Consider the following 16,564-nt stretch of genomic DNA (forward strand, 5'->3'; position numbering starts at 1 on the left):
CGCGAACCTGCCCTCCGAGTGGGCAGTGGACTTTCCGAAAGGGAGCGAGAGTTATTTATGGGAGTAGCCGATGCTCTCGGGGATTATTTACCGCCGCATATAATCACTCTGCCTTCTCGCGCTGCACGATGGTTATGCAAGCCGTAGTCGGACTCGTCTATCGATTGGAATTAACATTTCTGTTGGTCGCTTCGGCGGCGGTCGCCACAACCGAATGGGCAGAAGCGGCGTCAAGCTGGCTTCGGTGTTTAAGTATCAAGGGAGGTTTGTCATGGGTTCGATCAAGCTAAACTCTATGCTGCTGCAACTGATAGTGTGTGCAACTGCCGTCCTTCCGTTCGCGGCACTTGCGCAAACTGAGGACCCGCTTCTCGACTCGATTAGAAAGACTGGCGAAGTCAAGGTCGGGCTTGGCTCGGCGCCTCCTCTCGTGATCGTGTCGCCGGACGGGAAGGCAACCGGCTATATTGTTGAAATGATCAACCTGACGCTTAAGCATATGGGGCTGCCGCCGCTTACGCCGGTGGTCTTGGCATGGAGCGCGGTGGCGCCCGCAATGCAAGCGCACCAGATCGACATTGGAGGGGTTGCATCAATAACTAACGAGCGCTGCAGAGCGGTGGCGATTTCAGCCCCCTTTTTCATCGACCGCGACGCGCTGTTCGTTCTAAGAGGTAATCCGAAGCATGTGACGAGCGTTGACGAAGTTGCACACAGCCCGGAGATCAAGCTCGCGGTGGTTACAGGGTCAACTCAGGAGGTGTACGCGAAGGGGCACGGCATCAAGCCTGAACAACTCGTGCAGGTTCCCGATGTGCAGGCTGGTGCTGCGACCGTCATTGGCGGCCGGGCCGACATATTTCAGGTCGGCCGATACAGCATTCTCAAGCCGGAGCAGAACGGTCTCGAGGTGGTCATCGACAACCAGTTGCCATTAAAGGGGATTGGCATAGCCTTCCGCAAGGAAGACGCGCGTTTCCGCGACCGATTCAATGAGCATCTCAACGAATTGCGAGACAACGGTGTGATGAACGAACTATACACTGTGAAGCACGCGCTCCCAAATTGGGATGTGCTCGCGAAGCTCGCTAGTGCGGGCGACCTTGAGCCAAACTGCAAGTAACGAGGAGCAGAAGTGGACGGGGCGGTCCAACATTCGTCGTACCGCCGGTCAAAGAACCGCTCACCGTCGACGACCCCAGCTCTCCAGATATCGTTCGATGAGAAAGCCGAACATCACTTCTGAGTTCGTCCATGCAGCTTTAGCTATGCGGCAAATTGTACGCGACCGAATGACCTCGAGCTCGTCCGCTGGTTGAATACGCAACCCGATGCGTTTCAATTATCTCCCCGTTGCGCTTGAGCTTCTCGCTCGCGATCGGCGCGAGACCAGACGTTGCGAGTTCATAGAAGTTACGCCGAAAATTACGTCTAGCAGAACGCAAACTCGACGTTCACCACGCTCGGCGAGTTTGGCATAGGCCGTCGACCTGCAGGGTTTCCTTGAAGCCTGCAAGATGAGCGGTCACGTCAGCCTGGCGCTAGAGCGTTTCACGTTTTTATTGAAGCGTATCCGGCGTTTGCAAAGTAGTTTTTGCATTCGTCTGGCTGGATGGTTTGGATGAGCTCGCCGAGGTGTCGGCTGATCTCGTCGATCGTGCGTTTTTGGGCGACGCGCATCCAGTGCTTGATCTTGGCGAAGGTCTGCTCGATCGGATTGAGGTCAGGCGAGTAAGGTGGCAGATACCAAAGCCTGACTCCGGCCGCCCTGAGGGTACGGCGGAGCGCGGCCGACTTGTGGCTGCCGAGATTGTCCATGATGACAACTTCGCCAGGCTTCAGCGATGGCAGCAGGATCTGCTCGACATCGGCGCGGAAGCATTCCCCATTGATCGGCCCGTCGAACAGGCAGGGAGCCGCGAGGCGGTCGTAGCGCAGGGCGCCGAGGAAGGTCATCGTGCGCCAGGAGTCATGTGGAGCGAAGCCGCGGAGGCGAGCTCCTTTCGGTGCCCATCCGCGCAGCGGAGCCATGTTGGTCTTGATCCAAGTCTCATCGATGAAGACGAGGCGCTGAGGATCAAGGCCGCCACGATCGCCAGCGTCGCCGTCGGCGGGCCATATCGAAACGGCCTTGTTCAAGAGCGAACAGCGTTTTTTTTGAACCGCAGCCCCTCGCGGCGCATGAACAGCCACACCGCACTATGCGACACAGCGCCCCCGCGCGCCGCCAACTCGTCCTTCAGCGCGTCAGCGTCAAATGCGGGGGCTGCCTGATCCGCTCCTTGATGAAGTCGCCGTGCGGATCCAGCACAGACTTGCGCTGTCTGCCCATCCTGTCCGGCTTGACAGAGCCGGTCGCCCGATAACGCTGCGACCACTTCACCACCGAGGAGACGACAACGCCAAAACGCAAGGCCGCCGAGCGGCAACTCTCACCCTTCGATACCGCTGCGACAACCCGCTTCCGCAGGTCGTTGGAAAGGGGTCTGACCATCGATGCTGGCCTCCAATCCAGCCAACATCTTGAATCATATTCGCTGCCGAACCGGATCCCTCCAGATTCAGTAAATTCGTGAACCGCTCTAGCAGGCTGTCGTTCCGAGCGAACTCCATAGAACGCCTGCAGAAGCATCGCCCGAAGCAGCTTCTCCGGTGCGATTGAGGGGCGACCGAAGTCCGTATAGAGCTTGTCGAACTCCCAGAAAGATCGCCCAGCGCCGCATTCGGCAAGTCAGGATCACCCGTAACGGGTGGTCGACGCGAACCCGAGCCTCCAGGTCCACATAACTGAAAAGCGAGCCGGATGATTTCCTGATCCTAGGAATCACGATCCAAAGCGCTATACTTGCTCGAGCAGGGATCGCCAGCAGTGCGAGAGATTGCTTGGAAGGCGCAGAGTCGCTTGACGGCCCGCTACCGGAGCTGGCTGCGTGCGGCAAACGAATGACGGTGGTCTGCACTGCTATCGCGCGTGAACTGGCCGGATTTGCGTATTTCGCAAAAACGGGACAGTGGTTTCGCTAACGGACGGACAGCAGTTTCGCTAAATCGCGGACAGCGTGGCGGCGCTGGCTTTTGGTTGCCTGGTTGTTGAAGTCAGTTGGTATTGGTTTCGCTGTTTTCAACGTCGGTCAAGGGGCGCGCGGCTTTTTTCCTTCGCATGCTGTCGCCTTCGAGAGCGATGCGGTGGGAGTAGTGGATGATCCGGTCGAGGATAGCGTCTGCGATGGTTGGCTCGCCGAACACGTCAGAGTACCCCTATTTTTGAGCGGGTCGTGTCTCACGTCACGATCACTGACCCGCATCATTTTCTTTTTGGGCACCGGCTTGAGGTGCTGAAGGAGCGGTCGGGGCGCGGTCCCGCCTACGTCGTTGTCGCGCTGCCGGACGGCCGGCCGCGGGCGGTTCGGATCGCGTCGACGGATCTTGCCGAGACGATCACTTCCCGCCCGAACGCCGCCGATCTGCCGCGCATCAGTGCACGTACGCTGATCCCATTGATGCAACATTTGAGCGCGAGTCTGAGCCTTCTCGACGAGAAGGTGATTCGCGATGACCCACCGACCGCTTCCAGGTCGCGTTGCGTATCGACCCCTACCGACATTGGCAAGTCCACCTGGCCGTCCGATGGCCGACATTCCGCGCCTGTGGCCGAATCTGTCGACCGCGACGCAAACCCAGATCGCTCAAATCCTCGCGACGCTGCTGCGGCGAATGCAAGCGGTTCCTGGCAGGCCCGGAAGGGGACTGGGTCGTGCTGATCAGCTTGAACGTCGCTGACGAGCGGCTCACGACTGCGCACCGAGCCAAGTTGGCCTATGTCTACGTGCGGCAGTCATCCGTGAACCAGGTGCGCCAGCACCAGGAGAGCACAGAGCTGCAGTACCGCCTCGTCGATCGCGCCATCGGACTAGGCTGGCCGCCGGAGCGCGTGCAGGTCATTGACGAGGACCTGGGCAAATCCGGTGCTGGCGGTGTGGATCGTCATGGTTTCCAGAAGCTCATTGCCGAGATCGGCCTTGGCAACGCCGGTCTCGTGGTGAGCCTCGACGCTTCGCGCTTGGCCCGCAACAATCGGGACTGGCATCAGCTTCTCGAACTGTGCTCGGTATTCGGCGTGCTCATTGCGGATGGCGAGCGGCTTTACGACCCGCGCGCCTATCACGACCGCCTTCTACTGGGCTTGTCCGGCATCATGAGCGAAGCGGAGCTGCATCAGCTTCGGATGCGCCTTCATCAAGGCGAGCGCCAGAAGGCGGCACGAGGCGAACTGCGGCTGCCCCTGCCGGCCGGGCTTGCCTATGATAGGGCGGGCGCAATTGTTCTCAATCCCGATGAGGAGGTGCAGGCCCGACTTCGGCTCGTGTTCGCCAAATTCCAGGAACTGCAAAGCGCTCGCCGTGTGATGCGTTACTTGGATAGGAACGGATTGTCCTTGCCGGTTCGACCGCTGCTTGGACCATCTCCACACGAGATCGTCTGGCGTGCGCCAGATAGTGCACGCGTCCTTAGCATCCTTCAAAATCCGGCCTATGCTGGGGCGTACGTTTATGGCCGCCGGCAAAAGGATCCGAGCCGATGCCGGCCGGGATCGCTGACGGGAACGGTCAAGGTGGCGATTGAGGATTGGGCGGTTTGCCTCCACGCCGCTCACCCAGGCTATATCAGCTGGGAGGAGTTCATGGCCAACCAGGGGCGACTGGCGGATAACGTCTTCCGCCATGAGGCAGGACATTCTGGCGTACCGCGCAAGGGGGCAGCCCTGTTACAAGGAATTGCGATCTGCGGCCGTTGCGGACGGCGCATGAGCATGCGCTACACGGGCCCGAATGCTGACTATCCGGTCTATTGCTGCCGCTCGGATCGGGACCAGCAAGGCAGTGCACTTTGTCAGGAAGTCCGGGCGTTGGCGGTTGACGCGCTGGTCGAGCGAGTGGTCCTCGATGCCCTGGCGCCGGATCAGATTGAGATCGCACTCGCAGCGGCAGGCCAACTGGAGCAGGAGAGTCGTCAGCTCGAGCGCCAGTGGGCGCTTCGCGTGGAGCGTGCCCGCTACGAGGCCGAGCGCGCTCGGCGTCAGTATGACGCTGTCGAACCCGAGAACCGTCTTGTGGCGCGCTCACTTGAGCGGGCTTGGGAAGAGAAGCTGCGTGTCGTCGAGGCGGTCGAGCAGCAGCATGCGCGTTGGCGCGTACAAGAGCCGCTTCTGATTGGCCCGGCGGAACGCGCTGGGCTACAAGCGCTCGGAGAGAACCTGCCGCGGATTTGGAACGCGACCACCACGTCGGCAGCCGATCGCAAGCGCATTCTACGATTTGTCATCCGCGAAGTCGTTCTTGATCAGAAGCGGGCCCGAGGTCAGGTCTGGCTCAAGATCGTCTGGCAGACCGGCGCAACCAGCGAGTATCACGTTCAACGGCGGGTTCACACCTACCGCAATTACATCGACATTGATCGGTTGCGGCGACGGATCATCGAGTTGAATGCTGAACACAAAATGGACGCCGAGATCGCAGCCATACTCAATCAGGAAGGCTTCGTCGCAGCCCGAGGCTGCGCCTTCAAAGGCGAGAACGTCTGGGTACTGCGTACCCGCTGGGGCATTCCAACCGTCAAAATCAACGGTGTGGACAATAATCCGATGCGCTGGCCCGACGGGAGCTTCTCGATTCAGGGCGCGGCGGCTGAGCTTGGAGTAACTCCGCAAACAATCTTCGATTATCTTGCGCGCGGATTGCTGGCAGGTCGTCAGTTGGCCAAGGGCCAGCCATGGCAGATCGAGCTCTCAGACGAGCAAATCAGTCGACTTCGCAAGCGGGTGCGACGCACCAAGCGTTCGAAGAAGGAGGCATCATGAAGTCATCGGCTCTCCGATCATGTCATGCCATTGCGCAACGGGCTTGGATTTGCGCCTGTAGCGCTCTTCGACGATTTCCAGGAGATCGAGGCGTTGCTGGTCATTGAGGGTCCCCAATCGTCCACGATGAGCAACTGGACGCTCGCGAGCTTGTCGATCAGACGAGGGAAGCGACCGTCGAGGCGGGCCATGGCGAGGTCTTCGAACAGGCGTGACATCCGCAAGTAGAGCACGAAATGATCGAACCTGGCAGCCTGACGTCCGAAGGCACAGGCCAGCCAGGTTTTGCCGGTACCGGTCTGTCCGGTGACGATGAGGTGCTCATGAGCTTTGAGCTAGGCGCCTTGCGCCGGCTGCAAGGTATTACGCCGATCAAGCCCGCGTCGAGCTGCGAAGTCGATATCTTCGATACAGGTGTCGACGAAGCTCAGCTTTGCTTCGGCCAGGCGATTGGTCAGGCGTTTGTCGGCACGCGTAGCGGCTTCGCGATCGAGCATCAGGCCAAGCCAGGTCAGGCCACTCCTCCCGGCTGAGATCGGCGGCATTGTCCTCTTCGCCCAATTGCCGGTAGGCGGCCGCCATTCCGGCCAGGCCGAGTGCCTGCATTTGGTCGGGTGGGTTAGCATCACGATGGTCTTCCTTCGTTGATAGTAGGCCCCGCAACGGATGTTGGCGTGGGAGAGCATGGCTTTGACGGGTTCGGTAGCAGGGCTCGTACGGTCGAGCCGGACTTGAGGATGGCGCTCACGGAGGAGTAGCTGATCGCGTTGATGGCGAGCGCCCTCTCGCAGGCTGCTTCCAGCCTGACTTCGCTCGTAGCGTCGCGCCAGCGCGATGATGCCCATGGCGAGCGATACCCCTGTTCGGGATGCGGGGCTCGCGCATCACCCCCTCGACCAGCGTGGCGACGCAGACGCCAATCGGCCCCGCCATCTTGATCAGGGATGCCGGCGTCATATTGGCGTAACGCTGATGGACCTTGGGCATGTGCTCGTTCACCGTGACATGGCCGCCGCGCTGGCATTACGGGCGGACTTGCCCTTGTGACAGATTGTCGAGGATGACGACCTCGCCTTTTGCCAGAGTTGGCGCCAACACCTTCTCGACAAGAGGGTGAAGAGTTCGCCATTGATGGGCCCGTTGATGGCCCAGGGTGCGCTGATCTGGTCGTGCTGCAACGCCGCGATGAAAGTCATGGTCTTCCAATGACCGAAAGGCGCGGATGCTTGGAGCCGCTGTCCACTCGGACCCCAGCCGCGCAGTGGCGCCATGTTGGTCTTGATCCAGCTCTCGTCGATAAAGATCAGGCGTGAGGCGTCAATCTTGCCTTGATGGGCCGTCCAGCGCGTCCGTTTACGGGCGATATCGGGACGATCTTGTTCGGCTGGCAGGATCGTTTTTTTGAAGCTCAGCCCTTCGGCATGCACAAACGCCCACACCGCCCGGACATCTGTCTTGATCCCGCGCGCCGCCAGTTCCTGTGTCAGCTTCCGCAAGGTGAATGGCCCCGAGAGAACGCGCTTGCGCAGCCAGTCGGCATTGGCACCGGACAGAACCGGCTTCTTGTGACCGCCGATCTTGCCGGGCGAAACGCCTCCGGTCTCCCGCCTCAGATTCTTCCACTTCGTTACACAGGACGGGCTGATCTGAAGCGCCTCTGCAATCGAACGAACCGTCTCCCCGGCGTCAGCCCGCGCCAGAGCGCGTTCACGAAGGTCTTCCGAATAGGGTCGCGTCATCCATGCTGGCCCCTGTCCTCCAGCATGGAGTTTGAATCAGAAATCGGTCCCGCAGGGAATCCCGATTCCGGTAAAAAACAACATGCTCTAGTTAGGCCCAGCAGCATTCGATCTTCAGGCAGCATCTCTGCCCGCCGGCCAAACCGATGCCGCTGCAATTCCTTGATGATTTGACGCAGCCGTTCGCTCTCGCACCGCTCGGCAAGTAGCATCGCTTTCAGCGTCTCGGGATCGTCAGGCAGGGCATCGCTCATATCCAACTCACAACATATTCGTCGCCGTCTGGCGGATTCACTTCGCCGCAGCGCGAGACCTGCAACTATCCAGGCTGCTTCATGCCGTCGTCGCCCGGACCTCATGTATGCCCTTCGCAGCGCCGAGAGTTGCGCCGCCGACAAGGGCATGACGGCATCTTCAAATCTTCGACGAGCGGAAGACGCCGTCTTTCAGACTTTCGCAAACAGGCACAGGCCTGTCCCATCGCAGAAGATCAGCTTGATCCGGACCGCCCGCTTGGCCCAGAGCACATAGACCGCACCCGAGAACACATTGGCCATCATAACCTCGCGCATCAGCGTAGCCAATCCTTCGGCACCCTTGCGGAAGTCGACCGGCTTGGTCGCTTCTATCACACGAACCCGTCTCGGATGGACCGATCAACGGTTCGCCTTCAGCGCCTGAACGATGGCGGCGATCAGGTTGGCATCTGCAACGCGGCTAACGCCGGCACGAACTGTGGCGCTTCGGCCCCCCGGTCGCCGACATCTTGCTCCGAACGATTCGCGCGGCTTACTTGCCGGATTCGTCGTCGGGGCATCGACGATTGGTCTACAGTCGTCTCCGATTGGCGCCCAAACCCGAGCAGGCCCCGCCGCCGTCCCGACAGGCCAACGACGGCTTGCGGATGCACGAGCGAATGCAGTTTGGCGGCGCGCGCTGCCACTTCTTTGAGAGGAGTCGCGAAAGGGCAGCCGCATCGAGCATCTGCTCCGCCAGAAGCTTCATCAGTTTCGCGTTCTCCTCCTCCAACGCCCTCAGCTGCTTCGCGTCGGAAACGTCGTGCCGCCGAATTTCGCCTTTTATTATAGATCGTCGTCTCGGATGTCTCATAACCTGCGGCGAAGTCGCCGCTGTTTGCCGCAACCTCATGCTCCTTCAAGCGCGACAATCTTCCCTTCCGTGACCTTCATCGCTTCATCTATCCGTTCTTCTCCAAGCCGGACTCTAACTCCATCCGGAGAAAAATAAGCGGCCGCATGTCAAGCACCATCCAGCCGCCTTACGGAGGTGGCCCCTTGCCATCGTGTGGCACGGCGTAATATCTGGTCTTGGTCGAGATCGCGGCCGGAGGATGAGCCCATCTCCAAGGCGTCCCTTAGCCGCGGTTGCCGCCATACTTCTGGATGAATAGACGGTCTTGGGCGATCCGGTCGTGAGACAATTGCCTGAACTCGTCGTCCGTCCGGCTGTCGATGAGCCAGTCGGCGAGGTGGCGGCCGATCGCAGGCGCCAGTTTGAACCCGTGTCCGCTGCCGCCCCACGCGTCGGCATAACCTCCAACACCAGTCCGCGGCCCAGCGAAAGGATACCAGTCGGGGGTCACATCATAGAGGGAAGCATAAGAATCTATCCGCAGCGCGCTGCTAAATGAGGGAAAGCGCTTTTCCAAGCGCTCTAGGACATCGCTGACGAACTCCTCGTCGGCTTTCGTGTCGTAGTCGTTCGGGTCGACGTCGTAATACTCTTTTGGGAAGCCTCGTCCGACGACGAAACGGCGGTTGCCGAGTGGCCTCATATAGATCGCGTCGACGGCATTGGAGACCGGGCCATCGGGGATAGGACGGCCAGGCCGGGCTTCCCAGACGGTGTCTTGTTCACGAACGATACGCAGCGGCATATTAATACCGATGCTCTCGCCGAGCTTGCCTGCCCACGGACCGCTCGCATTGACAACGAAGTTCGCTTGGATGGTTTTTCCGCGGACCTTCACGCCGGTCACACGATTGACATCTCCGACGAGTGCATCCACTGGGGTTCTGCCGCGGAATTCTCCGCCGAGCGCCTTGAAGGCCGCGACGAAAGCTTCGGTCGCACGGACGGGATCGGCGTACCCTCCATCGGGCTCAAAGACAACTCCCGCAACTCCATCTGGGTTGACCAGTTCGGCAATCTTGGACGAAGCGAGCTCCTGCAACTCGGTCGCGATGCCGATCCCGTTTAGTATCGCAATATTTGCGCGCGCGCCCTCTAGCATCGTTTCCGGCACGAGCATGTGATAGCCTGTGCGAGCAAAACCTGTGTCGAAGCCGTCTTTGGAAAGCGCCGACAAGATCTCCATCGATTCGCGCGTGAGGTTCGCCGCAAGTGGGTTAGAGTAATGCTGGCGGATGATCGCCGCGCTCTTTCCCGTACCGCCCGCTGCTGGCTCTTCGCGGTCGAGCAGCAGCACATTCGCGACTCCACGCTTCTTCAGGAAGTAGGCTGTTGCGGCGCCGGTTATGCCTGCGCCGACTACGATGACATCGATTTTCATCTTCCTATCCTTCTTTGAGGGAGCTAGTTGGCTATGCGGTATCCGCGCTAGCTTCGGGACTGATTTTTCCGAACCTGATGTCCTGTTCGGCGAATGTGGGATTTCGTTCCGCTGGGTCGCCATACCCGCCCGCCCCCGGCGTCTCGACCTGCAGGTGCGCCCCTTCAGGGATTTGCAGACCCGTCAGCTTTGCGGAGACCGGCATCGTCTTGCCCTCGCCGTTGACGAAAGTGAACCGTCCCGATCGTCCAGGCTTGCCGCCAAACAGTCCCCACGGCCGAAAAATGAAGCGCTCGCCCTGTCCGCTAAAGTGACAGGTATGGCCTATGGGACGGTAGACACGGCGCAGGCCAAGACCGCCGCGCCACTTGCCGGCGCCGCCGGAGCCCTCGATGAATTCATATCGCTCGATCAGAAGGGGATACTCGCGCTCAAGAGCCTCGATCGGAAGATTGGAGGTATTCGTGACGTGCACCTGGACTCCATCGGTACCGTCCTTGTAGGCACGGGCACCCGCACCGCCACCGATCGTCTCCATGTAGACATAGTGTGTGCCGTCGGGTGCCGTGCCGGAGAACGAGCAGCTCGTGTTGCTGCCGTTGGACGCTGCGACCACGAGCTGTGGCGCCGCTTGGGCAAGCGCGCCAAGAACAACGTCGATGATGCGCTGGCAGGTCTGAGCGCGCGCCGCGGTCGCGGCTGGGAACTTAGCGTTGACGATTGAACCCTCCGGAGCGGTGATCGCCACCGGCTCCATCATGCCGCTGTTGGTCGGACCGTCTGGGTCAACGAGGACCTTCAGCGCATAAAGTACGCTCGCCTCCAGACCACTCGTGGTGACATTGATATTGCCCGCGACCTGCGGCGACGAACCTTCGAAATCGAAGGAGATTTCATCGCCCTTGATCTCAACCGCCACCTTGATTGGGATATCCGTCGTACCGGCTCCATCGTCGTCGAGATAATCCTCCAAAGTGTATTTCCCGTCGGGCAGCTCGCTTATGCCGGAACGGATCCGACGGGCGACGGCACTGAGGATCGCTTCAGCTCCCTCTTCGAATTGCTCGATGGTCCAGCGTCGAAAGAATTCCTCCATCCGACGCGCGCCGAGCAGGTTCGCCGCGAACTGGGCATTGTAGTCGCCGCGCCTCTCGTGCGGAACCCGCACGTTCAACAGCACGAGGTCCATCACATTCTGGTCAATCTTATAGTCGCGCATCACACGAAGCGGCGGAATGCGCAACCCTTCCTGGTAGATCTCGGTCATTCCGCCCGCCATGCTGCCGGGCACCATTCCGCCGACGTCGGCGTGGTGGGCGATGTCGGCAACGAAAGCGACCAATCTTCCGCTGGAAAATATGGGCATGACCGCGGCAATGTCGGGAAGATGGGAGCCTCGTCCCACATAGGGATCGTTCGACAAAAACATGTCGCCCGGCCTGATCGCGTCGACGCCGTATTTTCCGAGAACGACCTCCACTAGGCCGTGCATGGAAGCGAGCAGCAGCGGCAGACTTTCCCCTTGCGCGATGGTCCGCCCCTTCGTGTCGAAGATGGCCGTGCTGTGGTCCCGCCGCTCTTTGATGTTTGTGGAATAGGCGCTGCGCATGATTGCGACATACATCTCGTCGCATATGCTGGAGAGCGCGCTGCGCATCATCTCAATTTCGATGGGATTGAGGGACATCAGGCGAGCTCTCGGCGAAGTTGGACGACGATGTTGCCCCACTGATCGACAAAAGCCTCGTCGCCGGGGTAGACAAGGGTGGTTGCATCCTGCTGGTCAATGATTGCCGGCCCCCGGAGGCGTTGCCCTTTCGCAAGGTCGGCTCGCTCGTAGATCGCCGCCTCGACCGGTTCGATCTGATCAAAGACTACCTTGCGCGTGTGGGTTGGCCGGCCATGCTTAGCCTCCGGCAATTCCGCCGGGCGCACGAATTCAACCTTTTGCCTGGCCTTCAGCTTGATACTGACCAACTCGATGACTTCGCCAGTCATCGAGAACCCGTAGGATCGTTCGTGTGCTGCATGGAACGCCTGTCGTAGCGCCTCGATGCCATTGCCGGCGAGCCTCTCATCGGCGAGCGGTAGCGAAAGTTCAAAATTCTGGCCGCGGTATCGCAGCTCCGCGCGCCACTCGTAGCTACGCTGATTCTCGGGAACTTTTTCGTTAGAGAACCACGACTGCGCGTCGGCAACCAGGGAATCGCGCAGTGTCTTGATAGCCGGTTCCGCAGCCCCCACCAGTTCGCCGAGATAGGTACCAACGAAATCGTTCGACAAAGCACAAAAGTGCAGCCCCTCGGCGCACATCAAACCCGGATTAATGGGCACAACGACGGTGGAAATGCCGATTTCTCTGGCAACGTCGATAGCGAACAACGGCCCTGCTCCGCCAAAAGCAAACAGCACGAACTTCGAAGGGTCGTGGCCTCTTTCAATTGACATCCGGCGCAACGCTTTGACCATCGTGCTGCCTGCAAGCTTCAGGATGCCCAACGCCGTATCAAGGGTCTCCAACCCAAGTTTTTCCGCAAGACCGGCTATCGCCTTGCGCGCCAAGTCCGGCGTGATGGGCATCCGTCCACCGAGCAGAGCCTCGTTGCTCAGACGACCAAGAAGCACGTTGGCGTCCGTCGTCGTCGCATCGACGCCACCAAGGCCGTAACATGCGGGCCCGGGATCGGCACCAGCGCTGTGCGGCCCAACCTTAAGAAGGCCATCCCTGTCGATCCAGGCGACCGTGCCGCCGCCGGCGCCAACCGCCGTCACGTCAACGGCCGGCATGCGTACCGGGAAGCCACCCACATCCTGCAACGAGACCTCACTAGGCTCGCAATTACGGATCAGCGCGACGTCCGAACTCGTACCCCCAATGTCGAGCGTGATTACCTCGCGATAGCCCATTTGGCGCGCCCAGTGCACGACCGCTGAAACGCCAGCCGCGGGGCCAGAGAGCGATGCACGTATCGGAAGCTCCTTCGCCATTTGGGCGGACATGAGCCCGCCGCTGCTCTGAGAGATCAGCGGTCGCGCCATCGTCCCAAGGGCCTTTACTCCGGAGATCAGGCGGCCGATGTAGCGATCCATTACGGTCAGGAGCGCTCCGTTTAGCACGGCAGTTGTGAAGCGCTCATACTCTCTGAACTCAGGATAAACGGAAGCCGACGAGATGACATGAATACTGTCAGGCAAGGTCGCGCGCAGCACCTCGACCGCGCGGCGCTCGTGTTCGGGATAAGCGAACGAGTGGAGAAAGGCCACAACGATGCAGTCGACCTTCCTGTCAAGCAATGACGGAATGAGTCCACGAAGGCGCTCCTCGTCCAGAGGCGTGACGACAGCACCATCAGCCCGGACACGCGCCGGCACTTCGAAGCGGCAGTCACGCGTGACGAGCGGCGCCGGGAAATCCTGGTGAATGTCGTAGACTTTCGGCCGCGTCTGCCTGCCGATCTCGATCAGGTCACGAAAGCCCTCACTGGTGACTAGAGCGACCTTGCCGATGCGTCGCTGTATCAGCGCGTTCGTCCCGACTGTGGTCCCATGGAAGAGCGCTCCCACCGCCGAGAACTGCAGGTCATGAAGCGCCAGGAGTTCCCCGAGTCCTTTGAGGATGGCTTCTTGCGGTTGGGCCGGCGTTGACGGTCGTTTGTAGCGGATCGTGCGCCCTGCCTCTTCGTCGATGACAAAGAAGTCCGTGAAGGTTCCGCCCACATCGACCCCTACTTTCAGGGGCATATTGTTTGCCTTTCCATTCGTATATGTCGCATATATGATCTGCGAAGCCTCACGTCAACAAACAATTGAGCCGAGCCACGATGGCGGAGACAGCGGCAATGAGCTGGATCATTGCCGCAACAGCAGACACCTCGAAAATGCTGGGGATCGGGTATATATCGCCGACATATCATCAGCGATTTGGTGATCAGCGAAAGTCGAGACACATGCCGCCACGAAAGAGCGCCAAGGATGAGGGAGCAGCCGAGCTTTCGCTCGCCGTGGCTGCGACGAACACAATCCGCGACCGGATTCTGGATCTGACCCTGCAACCGGGACTTCAACTCGACGAAACGATGCTTCGCAACGACCTTGGGATCAGCCGTACACCGGCCCGCGAAGCACTCAACCGCCTGACGACGGAGGGTCTTATCGAGATGAGACCCAATCGCGGTTTCTTCGTTCGACCACTGGATCTCGGTGATCTGACGCAGTTTTTCGAAGCCTATCTCGTCATCGAGCGAAGCTCAGCTTATTACTGCCGCATGACCCATCCGCATCTTGTCAGGGATCTGGAGGCTATACAGGTTCATCACACCCGGGCGGTCAGCAATCAGATCTTTGTCGAAATCTCCCGCTACAATGCGGCTTTCCATTTACGAATTGCCGAAGCTACCGAGAACGAATATCTCATCAGCTTTGCACACCGCCTGCACAACATTGCGCGACGGCTGGCCTATTACGTGTATCAACGAGAGGCGAGTGAACAGCAGGCGTTCCAGCACAGGCAGCGTATAATTGTTGACGAGCACATCGCTATAATCGATTCGTTGCGCAACGCGGACCGCAAGCAGCTTTTGGAAACGATCACCAATCACGCCGAACGGTTCAGGCGTCGCATCGGAGATTTCATCGAGGGCACGGGAAAGCCGGTTTTCATGCCTGCCTAATCGAAAGCGCAGCTGTCCGTCCTATTGCATTGAATAGCCTGATTGAGTTGATCGCGGGCCGCGCGATCCGTGTTTGCTTCCCCGCCGGGGAGGCGCGCGCCGTCGTACTGAAGGCCGATCGGGGAGGTACTCGTCAAGACGATAGAGCCTTTCGCGCCTCGTTAGCAGATCGAACCACAAGGGCGTGCGTTGAAGTGGCTTGACCCGGCCGCTCGTGCGACCCGTATACTCAATAACGTAACATCGGCCGCGTTTCATCCAATCAAAGTTCGTTGAATGGGCGTCAATAGCCGATCTTTGCGTGTAGTTAGCGCTCGGCCTGGCTACTGTCGAACCACACGCAGAGCCTCAGCGAAGGCGACGTGGCCCCCCGCCACCGGGCAGGTAACGCTGGGCCAAGCGGAATTGATTGGGATCACGACCTTGCCCTGCGGATAAAACTGCCTGAGGCGAGATAGCTGTTTTCGTGATTTACCAGAATATCCATAACTGATCCGGTCGGATCCTGGTTCGGGCGGAAGGCGACATGAGCGCTTGTCGCGTCCGCCACCAGCCAGGCGTCTGCGCGTTGGGTGAGCCACGCGAGGTTTTCTCAAAAGCAACGGCTTTGGTTTGCTTGAATTAGCTGATCGCGGTCGTACGGCTGCGACTTTTAGCGTCGCAGTGAACACGTAGGCGCGCGCCTTTGTTTGGCGACCGATGATCCCAGTTTTTAGGGCTCCGTTCGTCACCGTGGACGAACAATCGCGAGGCCTCTACGAGGCGTTGTCGATACCAACCACCGCCTGCTGCGAGCTGCATCACGCTATGAGCGAAGCTCCGGTCAGCCGGTAAAGACAACTGTTTTCTTTCCAGTGAGCACCACCCGATCCTCGAGGTGATGGCGAATGGCGCGAGCGAGTACGCGCCGTTCTATGTCGCGCCCTTTGCGGACCAGATCGAGCGGCGTATCGTGATGCGAGATCCGTTCCACATCTTGCTCAATGATAGGTCCCTCGTCGAGATCGGAGGTCACATAATGCGCTGTCGCACCGATCAACTTGACGCCCCGCTCGTGAGCCTGGTGGTAGGGCTTGGCTCCTTTGAAGCCCGGCAGGAACGAGTGATGAATGTTAATGCAGCGCCCCGACAGCTTGGCCGAGAAGCCATCCGAAAGGATCTGCATGTAACGCGCGAGAACAACGAGATCAGTATTGGTCTTCTGCACCAGCTCCCAAATTCGCGTCTCCTGCTCCATCTTCGTCTGCTTGGTAACCGGGAAGTGGTGGAATGGCAACTCAGCCAAGTCGGTGGAGGCCAGATGCTCGCGACCATGGTTCGAGACGATTGCGGTCACCTCCATCGGCAGTTCGCCGATACGCCAGCGATAAAGCAAATCCGCCAGACAATGATCGAATTTCGAGACCAACAACATCACACGCTTCTTGGCGGAACCGTGCCGCAGAGTAAACGTCATTGCGAGGCGCTGGGCGAGGTCCTCAATGGCTGCACTGATGTCCGCCTCTGATTTCGCGTGCTCGAGGCGATCGAAGACAACGCGCATGAAAAAGCGACCGGTCTCGGTATCATCGAACTGCTGAGCATCAAGAATGTTGCAGCCAGCTTCGAACAGAAGAGCCGAGATTGCTGAGACAATCCCTGGGCGATCAGGGCAAGACAAGGCGAGAATCATGGAACGATCGGACATATCAGTCACCGCCAGATGGCGGCTCCTCGCAGAATGCGTATAAGAAACCAGAGGCGAAAGCACCGCGAACGCATAGGA

General features: G+C 59.6%; 13 protein-coding genes and 5 pseudogenes. 5 read left to right on the top strand and 13 right to left on the bottom strand.

The annotated features are described in order from the left end of the window. Positions 1-271 precede the first annotated feature (271 nt). Positions 272-1,123, top strand: a complete 852-nt coding sequence (locus ACVIHF_RS02590) for a transporter substrate-binding domain-containing protein (protein WP_456791514.1) — start codon at positions 272-274, stop codon at positions 1,121-1,123. 428 nt (positions 1,124-1,551) lie between these two features. On the opposite strand, the pseudogene ACVIHF_RS02595 reads toward ACVIHF_RS02590, so the two are convergent. Beyond that, a pseudogene (locus tag ACVIHF_RS02595) lies at positions 1,552-2,494 on the bottom strand (IS630 family transposase). A 96-nt stretch (positions 2,495-2,590) separates the two neighbouring features. After that, positions 2,591-2,825, bottom strand: a pseudogene (locus tag ACVIHF_RS02600) (transposase); the annotation flags it as partial. A 5-nt stretch (positions 2,826-2,830) separates the two neighbouring features. Between ACVIHF_RS02600 and ACVIHF_RS02605 the strand changes: the two are divergent. Continuing rightward, positions 2,831-3,024 (top strand): annotated as a pseudogene (locus tag ACVIHF_RS02605) (hypothetical protein); the annotation flags it as partial. Positions 3,025-3,096: 72 nt separating this feature from the next. Here the strand turns inward: ACVIHF_RS02605 and ACVIHF_RS02610 are convergent. After that, on the bottom strand, positions 3,097-3,246 hold the full coding sequence (locus tag ACVIHF_RS02610) for an ATP-binding protein (protein WP_456791515.1): 150 nt from the start codon (positions 3,244-3,246) through the stop codon (positions 3,097-3,099). A gap of 29 nt (positions 3,247-3,275) precedes the next feature. Between ACVIHF_RS02610 and ACVIHF_RS02615 the strand changes: the two genes are divergently transcribed. Together ACVIHF_RS02615 and ACVIHF_RS02620 are read left to right on the top strand one after the other, a co-directional pair. Beyond that, positions 3,276-3,761: a hypothetical protein gene (locus ACVIHF_RS02615; RefSeq protein WP_456791508.1), complete on the top strand. Its 486-nt coding sequence runs from the start codon at positions 3,276-3,278 to the stop codon at positions 3,759-3,761. Further along, positions 3,755-5,857, top strand: a complete 2,103-nt coding sequence (locus tag ACVIHF_RS02620) for a recombinase family protein (protein ID WP_229180235.1) — start codon at positions 3,755-3,757, stop codon at positions 5,855-5,857. The genes ACVIHF_RS02615 and ACVIHF_RS02620 overlap by 7 nt, the downstream gene beginning before the upstream one ends. 17 nt (positions 5,858-5,874) lie before the next feature. Here the strand turns inward: ACVIHF_RS02620 and ACVIHF_RS02625 are convergent, their stop codons facing one another. The 9 genes and pseudogenes from ACVIHF_RS02625 to ACVIHF_RS02665 all read right to left on the bottom strand — a co-directional run bounded on the left by ACVIHF_RS02625 (position 5,875) and on the right by ACVIHF_RS02665 (position 13,870). Beyond that, positions 5,875-6,171 (bottom strand): ATP-binding protein, encoded by a 297-nt coding sequence (locus ACVIHF_RS02625; protein ID WP_456794051.1) that lies wholly within the window; start codon positions 6,169-6,171, stop codon positions 5,875-5,877. Between the two features lie 21 nt (positions 6,172-6,192). Further along, the gene (locus tag ACVIHF_RS02630) at positions 6,193-6,483 is read right to left on the bottom strand and encodes an ATP-binding protein (protein ID WP_456794052.1); all 291 of its coding nucleotides are present in this window, start codon (positions 6,481-6,483) and stop codon (positions 6,193-6,195) included. Between the two features lie 18 nt (positions 6,484-6,501). Continuing rightward, positions 6,502-6,877, bottom strand: a pseudogene (locus ACVIHF_RS02635) (IS21 family transposase); the annotation flags it as partial. Beyond that, the gene (locus ACVIHF_RS02640; RefSeq protein WP_456791517.1) at positions 6,853-7,596 is read right to left on the bottom strand and encodes an IS630 family transposase; all 744 of its coding nucleotides are present in this window, start codon (positions 7,594-7,596) and stop codon (positions 6,853-6,855) included. The pseudogene ACVIHF_RS02635 and the gene ACVIHF_RS02640, both read right to left, overlap by 25 nt. An 83-nt stretch (positions 7,597-7,679) precedes the next feature. Continuing rightward, positions 7,680-7,850 (bottom strand): annotated as a pseudogene (locus tag ACVIHF_RS02645) (IS66 family transposase); the annotation flags it as partial. Between the two features lie 192 nt (positions 7,851-8,042). After that, on the bottom strand, positions 8,043-8,228 hold the full coding sequence (gene tnpB, locus ACVIHF_RS02650; RefSeq protein WP_456791518.1) for an IS66 family insertion sequence element accessory protein TnpB: 186 nt from the start codon (positions 8,226-8,228) through the stop codon (positions 8,043-8,045). A 743-nt stretch (positions 8,229-8,971) separates the two neighbouring features. Beyond that, positions 8,972-10,129 carry an NAD(P)/FAD-dependent oxidoreductase gene (locus ACVIHF_RS02655; protein ID WP_456791519.1) on the bottom strand — a complete coding sequence of 386 codons (1,158 nt, stop codon included), beginning with the start codon at positions 10,127-10,129 and terminating at the stop codon, positions 8,972-8,974. A 31-nt stretch (positions 10,130-10,160) separates the two neighbouring features. After that, positions 10,161-11,816, bottom strand: coding sequence for a hydantoinase B/oxoprolinase family protein (locus ACVIHF_RS02660; RefSeq protein ID WP_456791520.1), 1,656 nt, complete (start codon positions 11,814-11,816; stop codon positions 10,161-10,163). After that, complete coding sequence (locus ACVIHF_RS02665) at positions 11,816-13,870, bottom strand: hydantoinase/oxoprolinase family protein (RefSeq protein WP_456791521.1); 2,055 nt, start codon at positions 13,868-13,870, stop codon at positions 11,816-11,818. The genes ACVIHF_RS02660 and ACVIHF_RS02665 overlap by 1 nt, the downstream gene beginning before the upstream one ends. A gap of 98 nt (positions 13,871-13,968) precedes the next feature. Here ACVIHF_RS02665 and ACVIHF_RS02670 point away from each other — a divergent pair, with 98 nt between their 5' ends. Beyond that, entirely contained in the window at positions 13,969-14,799 is an 831-nt protein-coding gene (locus ACVIHF_RS02670) for a GntR family transcriptional regulator (RefSeq protein WP_456791522.1), read from the top strand. 823 nt (positions 14,800-15,622) lie between these two features. Here the strand turns inward: ACVIHF_RS02670 and purU are convergent. Next, complete coding sequence (gene purU, locus ACVIHF_RS02675; RefSeq protein WP_456791523.1) at positions 15,623-16,486, bottom strand: formyltetrahydrofolate deformylase; 864 nt, start codon at positions 16,484-16,486, stop codon at positions 15,623-15,625. Positions 16,487-16,564 lie beyond the last annotated feature (78 nt).

The sequence above is a fragment of the Bradyrhizobium sp. USDA 4506 genome (genome assembly GCF_054058795.1).